This window comes from Streptococcus loxodontisalivarius (assembly GCF_016908645.1).
GTDB classification, from domain to species: domain Bacteria; phylum Bacillota; class Bacilli; order Lactobacillales; family Streptococcaceae; genus Streptococcus; species Streptococcus loxodontisalivarius.
In genome coordinates this window covers 19,106-28,816 of the sequence record NZ_JAFBEH010000028.1, presented here as the reverse complement: position 1 = coordinate 28,816, position 9,711 = coordinate 19,106, and the positions used below count along the sequence as shown (strand labels likewise).

Genomic DNA, 9,711 nt, shown 5'->3' with positions numbered 1-9,711 from the left:
CAAAAATCAGATAGTAATCTCAAAATATCTACTGTCTAAAAATTATTTTCTCTTTAAAGCATTGAAATACTTGACAATTGGTAGAAAATAAGAGCTGTTGGAAAACGATGGCTCTCTTTGTTGTAAGGCTTATGCAGGAGAACACCAGCCGTAAAGAGGAAAGCTCCAAGATAAAAGAGGCTAAAGGCGAAGTAATTGTTAGCCTCGTGATTCCCCAAGAAGGATAATGAAACGGTCACAAAACTAAGTCCGATAAAGATAGGATAATGCGAGTAAATCATACCATTTCCAGTTGCTCCTGGCTGGTTTTCATCCAACATGTGGTCAATCTCAGCGATGTAAACCATAAAAAGGTTGGTTACAATGATAAAAATCAGAAGGGAAGCCCAGGACAGACTTTCAACTGAAAAATAATCAGCAATCCCGATAATCATTTCACCGAAGGTAATGATAACCAGAAGAGAGAGGCGTTCAGCCAAGTGAGGAAAGTTGATTCCTGTCTCCTCCTCCTGCACAATCCTTTTTTGAGAATGCGTAAACAGACCAGGTAAAAGCCAAGTCAGAACAACCCCCAAGGCAGCTACTGTCAAACCAAGGTAGAAAGGTAGAAAGGCAGAAACAGCCAGCGACAGACCTCGAATCGATAGGATATAAAAGTAAGGTCTGATCATGTCTTTCTTGTAACTTTCTTGACTAGCTTGGTATTCCATGATGTATTGAATCAACAGAGTAAAGGAAATACCAGAAAATGGCAAGATGAAGTGAGCAAAGTTTTCAGACCAGTCACCTGAAATCGCCTTGGAAGACATGAGCAAGAAAACCATCTGAATAAACATGAAAACGATATTTCGGATTGAATTTTTACCGAAACGATTGGTATAAACTGTCTGAACCATCCATGAATTAATGAGGATAACCAGACCAATAAAGAAATAAAAGAATGAAGATGCTGCAACAATGCCATGATGGATATGGTGAATAAGGGCAGTCGTTTGACTGATGGCATAAACATAAACCAAATCATAGAAAAGTTCAGTCAGCTCAACCTTCTTATGCTTGATAAGCGAAGACATAAAAACTCCTTAAAGAATGATACAGAGGGTGGTAAGCGGACACAGGCAAAATAGGGAACTTGACGAAGACGCAAAGCGTCTAGGAAATGTTCATCTTTTTGACACCGTCCGTAGCCCGTGTTCAAAAAACATGATACAAAAGCCATATCAGGCTTTCACTACTAGCTATTTAAACGAATTTTTTCAATAAAACCGTTATCTATTCTATCATAAGATAGGGGACAAGGCAAAAGAGTGAGTTTTCACCCACTCCTTAGTAAATTGATTATTCCGCCTGTTTAGCAAATTGGCTCATGTACAAGTCATGGTAGAAACCTTTTGCTTCTAGAAGACTTTCATGAGTACCTTGTTCCATGATTTGTCCTTGGTTAAGGACAAGGATTTTATCTGCTTCCTGAATGGTTGAGAGGCGGTGAGCGATAACGAAGCTGGTGCGTCCTTCCATAAGGCGTTTCATGGCTTTCTGGATCAGAAGTTCCAAACGTGTATCAACTGATGAGGTCGCCTCGTCCAAGATGAGAATCTTAGGATCAGCCAAAAGCGCACGCGCAATGGTCAAGAGCTGTTTCTGACCGAGAGAAATGTTACTTGACTCTTGGTTCATTTCCATATTGTAACCACCAGGAAGTGTTCTGATGAAATGATCTACATTGGCAGTCTTGGCAGCAGCGATAATTTCTTCATCGGTCGCATCTAGGTTACCAAAACGAAGGTTCTCTTTGATAGAGGCTTCATAGAGCCAAGCATCCTGGAGAACCATACCAAACTGTCTGCGATAGGCTTGGCGTGATAGGTTACGAATGTCATGACCATCAACAGTGATCGAGCCATCTGTCACATCGTAGAAACGCATGAGAAGGTTAATCAGAGTTGTCTTACCAGCACCTGTCGGACCAACAATGGCAATCATCTGACCAGGTTCAACATCCAAATTGAAATCCTTGATAAGTGGTTTTCCATCAACATATTGGAAGTCAACATGATTGAAGCTGACTTGACCCGTTAGATTGCCCTCAATTTCTTCAGTCACTTGATTGAGCTCATCTGCTTCATCCAAAACTTGGAAGATACGTTCCAAGGAAGATTTAGCTGATTGAAGCATACCTGCCAACTGCGTCAGCGTCTGGATTGGTTGACTAATCTGCCAAACATACTGAACAAAAGCTTGGAGATTACCAATCGTTAACTGCCCTGCCATTACCTTAAGACCGCCCCAAACGGCGATAATGAGATAAGCCGAGTCAGAAATAGCGTGCAGCACCGGCATCATAACCCCAGAGATAAAGCTGGCCTTGAAGCCGACTTCCTGAAGCTCGTCGGTGATTTGGGCAAATTGCTGAGCTGAAGCCTCTTCTCGTCCATAGAGTTTGATAACGTTGAAACCAGTTAGATTTTCCTGCACAAAACCATTCATGTCACCGAGGACATTTGCCTGACGTTTGAAGAAAGGCTGTGATTTTTTGAGGATAAACTGAGCTGAAAAATAGGTCAGTGGCATTGAAATAATGACAACAAGTGCCAGCTGGAAATTGAGGTAGAGCACCATGGCAATAACCAAAATCAAAGTCATCACTGCATTGATAACCTGCAAAAATGATTGCTGCAGAGCATTTGATACCGTCTCAACATCAGAGGTAAATCGTCCCAACATATCTCCAAATTGATGCTTGTCAAAGTAAGAAACTGGAATACGATTGATTTTTTGACTCAAATCCTGACGAAGGTCACGAATGGTATTTTGCACCGCACGTGTGATATAAAAGTTGGAACCGTAAGAACCAATTTCATAGAAAAGCGCACGCAGAGCGTAGAGACCAAGCAAGATGGCAATGTAGCCCGCATTGATTTGCGCACCAGGCACTCCCTGCACAATAGCTGCGATATTCTTAGTCAACTCTGTAATGATAAGACCCAGAACAAAAGGCTCCAAGACATTCATGACAGCACTCACAATCTTAAGTGAGATTGCTAAGAATAAAGCCAACTTGTAGTTTTTGAGGTAGCTCCAGAGACGGATAAAGACATTTTGTGATTTCATATTAGTTTTCCTCCGTCAAAGATTGGTTATTAAGCTGAGAATTGGCGATTTCACGGTAAATATCGTTCGTTTTCATCAATTCCTCATGAGTGCCTCGACCAACGATATTGCCTTCATCTAGGACGATAATCTGGTTAGCATCCATGATTGTTCCCACACGCTGGGCAACGATAAGCACGGTCGCATCACCCGTAACTTCCTTGAGACGACGGCGAAGGGTCGCATCCGTCTTGTAATCCAAGGCTGAGAAAGAATCATCAAAAATATAGATATCTGGCTGTTTAACAACTGCACGTGCGATTGACAGACGCTGCTTCTGTCCACCTGACAGATTGGCACCGCCTTCAGCCAAGTGGGTCTCATAGCCATCCTCACGACTCTGGATAAACTCCATAGCCTGAGCAACATCCGCTGCCAAATCTAGGTCTGACTGACTGGCATCGCTCTTACCGTACTTGAGGTTTTCTTCGATAGTTCCGGTAAATAGCAGAGCTTTCTGTGGAATAAAACCGATTTTCTGACGAAGTGATTTAAGATTGTAGTCCCTAACATCCACACCGTCTACCAAGATTTTACCAAGCGTCACATCATAGAAACGTGGAATCAAATTGACCAGAGATGACTTCCCAGAACCTGTTGAGCCGATAAAGGCAATGGTCTGACCAGGTTTCGTTTCAAAGGAAATATCATGTAGGACTGGTGATTCTGTCTCACCTGGATAGGCAAAGGTCACATTTTGGAATTGCAGATAGCCACGTTTGTCCGTTTCAGTCACACCATTTTCATTAGGATCGATTGAAATGTCCATACTCATAACCTCTTCTATACGACCTGCAGAAACCGCTGTTCTTGGGTACATGGTAAAGAGATTGGCAAACATAAGAAATGAAAAGAGGGCATGGAAGCTGTATTCGATAAAGGCAACCAAGTCACCGATTTGTAGCGTCTGATTTGCCAGAGGTTTAAGCGCAAACCAAACAATAGCAACAATCATGGCAATAATAATCTGTACAAAGAGTGGCTCAGTCAAACCAGTCAGAGTAAAGAGACGGCGTGAGGTGTCAGCGTAGCTTTCATTCTGACCATGGAAACGTTCTTCTTGGAAATCCTCACGAGCAAAAGCTCGAATAACACGAAGTCCTGTCAGATTTTCACGGACATACTGATTGATTTTATCTAGCGTTTTCTGCTGTTTCTCTGATAAAGGCTTGGTTTTGATGGCAACATAGACCACTACCCAAACTAGAAAAGGCATAAAGACTGCAACTGTCCATGCCAAGGATGGACTGGTCACAAAAATCATAACCAGAGAAAAAATCATCATCAGAGGTGTCACCACACCCATTCTCAATGACTGCTCTGCAAATTGCATCAAAACAAATGCATCGCTGGTCATACGAGTAACCAAAGAGGAAACACCAATTTTTTCGTACTCATGATGCGAATAGGTCTGAAGCTTGGCATACATATCATTACGCATGACCTTGACCATGTTGGTCGTCAACTGACCCGCCGCATAGGCAAGCGTTATCCGCCCAATGATACCTGCAACGACAACCAGCGCCATAATAGTCGCCCAGAAAGTCAATGCCTGAGGATCATTGGGTGTAATCGCTTGGTCAATCATCCGAGCCAAAACCGTCGGCAATCCCAGATTGACCACAACAAACAAGAAAGCACCCAGCAAGTCTAAAACCAACCACTTAGGATATTTCTTAAGATAAGACCAAATTAAATTCATAATTAAGATACAAAGGGACGATCCAGCTTGCTGGAAATTACCGTAAAGAAATAGGGAACTGACACCGTGTCGCCAGAAACTAGGAAGTTCATCTTTTCTTCTAGGGAATTAGTCCCGTGTTCAATTCCTTTCTAAAACAAGATACAAAAGCCGTTAAACAAGCAAAGCAAAAATATGCTTTAACTGTCTGGGAGACAGTTAAAGGTGGGACATAGAGAAAGCAAAGCTTTCTTCAAAAGTCCGAAATCTTCGATTTCGCAGACGCACCCACGTCAGGGTGACTAGGTGCTTCAGCACCAGACGCCTACGACGTAAAACTACAACGACGATGCCATAGCGTCTAAGCGTCGTTATCTTTTTTGCACTGCTCGTAGGCTGTGTTCAATTCTTTTCGTTTTATAAGTTTCCTGTAAATCAACCCCTCAAAGCTCCTTCAGCATCCATATATCCATGGCATTATGTCCTGCACCGTTATCAATAGGAGCTTGAAGATGCTTAAAACCAAAATATTCATAGACTGAAATAGCTGCTGCTAGCTCCGCGGCAGTTTCAAGATAGACTTGCTTGTAACCTTGATTTTTAGCTACTTCAAAGATTTTTTGTAAGAGTTTTGAGGAAAGCCCTCTCCCTCTCAGCCCGTTGTCCACATAGAGTTTCTAGAGCTCTGCTATTGTATCCGTGACAGGCGCAAAACCTCCTGATGCAATAATGTCTTCGCCTTCTTGTATGACAAAGTAAGCTGCTCGCTCTTGAGAGTTGTAATAGTCTGCCAACTTGTCGAGTTGAGGATCAAAGTAGGCGGTTCCAGGACGAGCCATGCCTTCTTTTTCCAGACTCTCACGAATCAAGCTCGCTACTTTAGCATTGTCAGAAAACTCAATCGGTCTGAGGATTTCTGTCATTTTACCCCTCCAACTCGCTCAGATACTCATAGCGCTCATACTTTTCAAGTAGTGCTTCGTTCTTCTCGTCCAGCTCTTTTTGGAGGTCGCTTAGTTTGGTGAAGTCTGAGCCGCAGGTTTGCATGTCAGCTTCGATTTCTTCGATGCGCTCTTCGATTGCCGCAATCTCGTCCTCGATGGTCGCCCACTCCTGCTTTTCGAAGTAGCTCATGCGCTTCTTGTCTTCCTTGACCTTCTCGGTTTTTGGCGCTGATTTTTTGGCAGCAATAGCGGAGCTATTTTCCAAGAAAGCCTTCTCATCCAAGTAGTCTGTGTAGTTGCCGAAGAACTCACGGATAGAGCCATCCTCAAAAGCCAGAATCTTGTTGGCAACCTTGTCCAGGAAGTAACGGTCGTGACTAACCGTGATAACAGGACCTGCAAAACCAGCTAGGAAATTCTCCAAGACAGTCAAGGTCGCAATATCAAGATCGTTAGTCGGCTCGTCCAAGAGCAAAACATTGGGTTTTTCGATAAGGATTTTCAAGAGGTAAAGGCGTTTTTTCTCACCACCAGACAGCTTGGCAATCTGTGTGCCGTGGGTTGAACGTGGGAATAGAAATTGCTCCAGTAACTCTGTCACACTAGTTGAACCGACACTTGTCTTGACCTCATCTGCGACTTCCTGAAGATAGGTGATAACACGCTTGCTCTCATCCATATCCTTAATCTGCTGAGAGAAATAACCGATACGAATGGTCTCGCCGATATCCAAACGACCAGCAGTCGGCTGCAAATCTCCTGTCATCAGATTGAGAAGGGTCGATTTTCCGACGCCATTATCTCCGACAATTCCGATACGATCCTTGTTCTGGATGATGAGACTAAAATCATTGAGAATTTGTTTACCATTGTCATAGGCAAAGGAAACCTCTTCAAAATTGACCACCTTTTTACCGATTCGACTAGTTTCAAAATTGATTTCAAGATTTGTATTATCTGTCGCCTGATGAACCTGACCTTTGAGGTCATTAAAGCGGTTGATACGGGCTTGTTGCTTAGTCGCACGCGCCTGCGGTTGTGTACGCATCCAGGCCAACTCTTGCTTATAGAGTTGTTTTTTCTTGTGCATAGCTGCCGCATCACGCTCATCCTGCTCTGCTTTCAAACGGACATAATCCTGATAATTTCCTTGATACTCAATCAAGTTACTCTGGTCAAGTTCGAAGATTCGCGTAGCCACATTGTCCAAGAAATAACGATCATGGGTAATGAAGAGGACGGTCTTCTTCGAGCTCTTAAGGAAATTAGTCAGCCAAGCAATGGTGTCGATGTCCAAATGGTTGGTCGGCTCGTCTAGAAGCAGGAGATCCGCATCGTTCAAGAGAACTTGTGCCAGCTGAACACGACGACGAAGCCCACCAGACAGGTCGCCCACCTTCTGCGTCAAATCAGAAATACCCAGCTTAGACAAGACTGTCTTGACCTCACTCTCGATAGCCCAAGCATCAAGAGAATCCATCTCAGCCATGACCTTTTCCAGTTTTTCCTGATTGGCTTCTGAATAATCAGCCATGAGACGCTCGTAGTCACGAATCAAGACCATCTCACGCAAATCAGATGACAGAACCGTGTCAAGCACCGTCTTACTATCATCAAAATCTGGCTCTTGAGTCAGATAGGCAATCTTATAATCATTTGCCTTGATAAAGGGTGACACATCACCATCAAAACCGATTTTCTCAGAAATCACATCCAAAAGAGTCGTCTTACCAGTTCCGTTAACACCGATAATCCCGATACGGTCCAAATCATGAATGATAAAGGAAATCTCCTTAAAAACCGTCTTATCCGCAACGGACTTACTCAACTTCTCAACAATAAAATCTGCCATCTTTTTATTTTCCTTTTATAGCGAAGAAAGAGTCTGGGAAAACTCTCGGACTCTTGCTTTATGTCATTTTTCTACTGCTACTGCAGTTTTATTTTTGCTTAGCGATAAAGTCAAAGATCGCTTCTTTCTCGTTAGCCAGCTGTCCATCAACGATGGCCCATTCGACTTGACTAAGGATCTTACCCAGTTCTGGACCAGGTTTGAGACCAAGCTCAGCCATCAGCATTCCACCATTGACTACAATATCGTGCTTGTCATGGATAGTCAGAGCTGCATCCAGCTCTGCTATTTTCTCAAAATCAACCGACTGTCCTTGATACTGCCTCAAGTCTTCAGCAACCTCAATCAAGTCACGCCCATACTGATAAAGCTGGCGCAGCCCATGCTCCTGATCTTGACGATAACGATAGATGGTCACCAAGGATTCAACCGTTTTCTGAAACTGAACTGAAGTCTTCCATTTTTTGAGGAAGGGCTTAACAGCCTTAACCTTCAAGGCGATAATCAGCGCAGCCCAAGCCTGCTCAGATGATGAAAAGGTCACGCCATCTTCATAGCTAGTGCAAAATTCATCCCAGTCAGCTTGGCTATTTTCCAAATCAGGCAGATACAGATAAGCCTGACTATCTTTGAAAGCCTGCAAGCCTTTTTTCCAATGCGGAGCAGTCAACAGCTTGTCAAACTCGATAAAACTACGCTCGATGGAAATTTTTTCCAAGAGTGGCGCATGGGTCTGCATGGCTTTAAAGGTTGTCGCTTCGATGTCAAAGTCGAGACTTGCTGAAAAACGCAAACCTCGCATAATACGCAGAGCATCCTCATTGAAACGCTCCTCTGCCTTACCAACAGCACGCAGAAGTTTTTTGTCTAAATCAGCCAGACCATTGAATTTATCAATAATCTGAGCATTTTCATCCAAAGCAAAAGCATTGACGGTAAAATCACGACGCTTGAGGTCTTCCTCCAAAGAGCGAACGAAGTTGACACTTGACGGTCTGCGGTAGTCCACATAGACATCCTCAGTCCTGAAGGTCGTCACTTCATACTCGCCACCTTGATCTAGGACCAAAACTGTCCCATGTTCAATCCCAATATCAACTGTTCGATCGAAAATCGCCTTGGTTTCTTGTGGGTAAGATGACGATGCGATGTCCACATCATGAATTGGTCGGTCTAGCAGAGCATCACGGACACTTCCACCGACAAAGTAGGCCTCATAGCCTGCTGACTTAATTTTTTCTAATATTGGCAAAGCCTTCTGAAACTCAGAAGGCAAATTCTCTAATCTCATAGTAAATGTTCCAAACCATAAACAAGTTGGTCACGTTTGACCACTTCTTTGATACCAAGGTTAACACCTGACATAAAGGAAATGCGGTCGTAAGAATCATGACGAAGTGTCAAACCTTCACCCTGCGCTCCAAAGATAACCTCTTGATGGGCAACCAAACCTGGCAAACGCACTGAGTGAATACGGAAACCGTCAAACTCCGCACCACGTGCACCAGCAAGTGTCTCTTCTTCGTCCTCTGCACCTTGTTTTTTATAATCACGTGCTTCACGAATGAGCTCAGCTGTCTTAACGGCAGTACCTGAAGGCGCATCTTTCTTCTTATCATGGTGAAGTTCGATGATTTCAAGGTCTGGGAAATATTTTGAAGCCTTAGCAGCAAATTCCATCAAGAGAATAGCTCCGATCGCAAAGTTTGGTGCAATCAAGCCACCGAGACCTTTCTCCTTAGAAAGGGCAATCAATTCTGCGATTTGTTCCTCAGTGAAACCAGTTGTCCCAACTACAGGAGCGAAGCCATTTTCAAGAGCGAAGTGAGTGTTTTCATAGGCAACCTTAGGCATGGTAAAATCAACCCAGACATCAGCATCGAAACCGACAAGGTCTTCTTTACTTGTAAAGACTGGTACGCCATCTACTTCTTTTTCTTGAGCGAATGGATCAAGGAGGGCAGCCAATTCAAGCTCGCTATCTCCCTTAACCATGTCAACTGCTGTTGATCCCATTTTGCCTTTAAAACCGGCAACAATAACCTTAATACTCATGGTAAACACTCCTTCTTTTGGTTGCAATT

Annotated in this window: 6 protein-coding genes and 1 pseudogene; all 7 read right to left on the bottom strand. The window is 43.5% G+C overall.

Annotation, left to right across the window (positions count from 1 at the left end; genetic code table 11):
• Nucleotides 1-53: 53 nt before the first annotated feature.
• Nucleotides 54-1,073 (bottom strand): low temperature requirement protein A, encoded by a 1,020-nt coding sequence (locus JOC28_RS06985; protein WP_205009980.1) that lies wholly within the window; start codon nucleotides 1,071-1,073, stop codon nucleotides 54-56.
• Nucleotides 1,074-1,338: 265 nt separating this feature from the next.
• Complete coding sequence (locus JOC28_RS06980) at nucleotides 1,339-3,111, bottom strand: ABC transporter ATP-binding protein (protein WP_205009979.1); 1,773 nt, start codon at nucleotides 3,109-3,111, stop codon at nucleotides 1,339-1,341.
• Nucleotide 3,112: 1 nt separating this feature from the next.
• Nucleotides 3,113-4,852: an ABC transporter ATP-binding protein gene (locus JOC28_RS06975; protein ID WP_205009978.1), complete on the bottom strand. Its 1,740-nt coding sequence runs from the start codon at nucleotides 4,850-4,852 to the stop codon at nucleotides 3,113-3,115.
• Between the two features lie 422 nt (nucleotides 4,853-5,274).
• Nucleotides 5,275-5,754: pseudogene (locus JOC28_RS06970) on the bottom strand (GNAT family N-acetyltransferase).
• Nucleotide 5,755: 1 nt separating this feature from the next.
• Complete coding sequence (locus tag JOC28_RS06965; protein WP_205009977.1) at nucleotides 5,756-7,627, bottom strand: ABC-F family ATP-binding cassette domain-containing protein; 1,872 nt, start codon at nucleotides 7,625-7,627, stop codon at nucleotides 5,756-5,758.
• 88 nt (nucleotides 7,628-7,715) lie between these two features.
• Nucleotides 7,716-8,918: a CCA tRNA nucleotidyltransferase gene (locus JOC28_RS06960; RefSeq protein ID WP_205009976.1), complete on the bottom strand. Its 1,203-nt coding sequence runs from the start codon at nucleotides 8,916-8,918 to the stop codon at nucleotides 7,716-7,718.
• On the bottom strand, nucleotides 8,915-9,682 hold the full coding sequence (gene dapB / locus JOC28_RS06955; RefSeq protein WP_205009975.1) for a 4-hydroxy-tetrahydrodipicolinate reductase: 768 nt from the start codon (nucleotides 9,680-9,682) through the stop codon (nucleotides 8,915-8,917). The genes JOC28_RS06960 and dapB overlap by 4 nt, the downstream gene beginning before the upstream one ends.
• Between the last annotated feature and the right edge of the window lie 29 nt (nucleotides 9,683-9,711).

Bases quoted from the DNA above. Each gene is read 5' to 3' on its own strand.
- JOC28_RS06985 (WP_205009980.1), bottom strand. From the start codon at position 1,073: ATGTCTTCGCTTATCAAGCATAAGAAGGTTGAGCTGACTGAACTTTTC.
- JOC28_RS06980 (WP_205009979.1), bottom strand. From the start codon at position 3,111: ATGAAATCACAAAATGTCTTTATCCGTCTCTGGAGCTACCTCAAAAAC.
- JOC28_RS06975 (WP_205009978.1), bottom strand. From the start codon at position 4,852: ATGAATTTAATTTGGTCTTATCTTAAGAAATATCCTAAGTGGTTGGTT.
- JOC28_RS06965 (WP_205009977.1), bottom strand. From the start codon at position 7,627: ATGGCAGATTTTATTGTTGAGAAGTTGAGTAAGTCCGTTGCGGATAAG.
- JOC28_RS06960 (WP_205009976.1), bottom strand. From the start codon at position 8,918: ATGAGATTAGAGAATTTGCCTTCTGAGTTTCAGAAGGCTTTGCCAATA.
- dapB (WP_205009975.1), bottom strand. From the start codon at position 9,682: ATGAGTATTAAGGTTATTGTTGCCGGTTTTAAAGGCAAAATGGGATCA.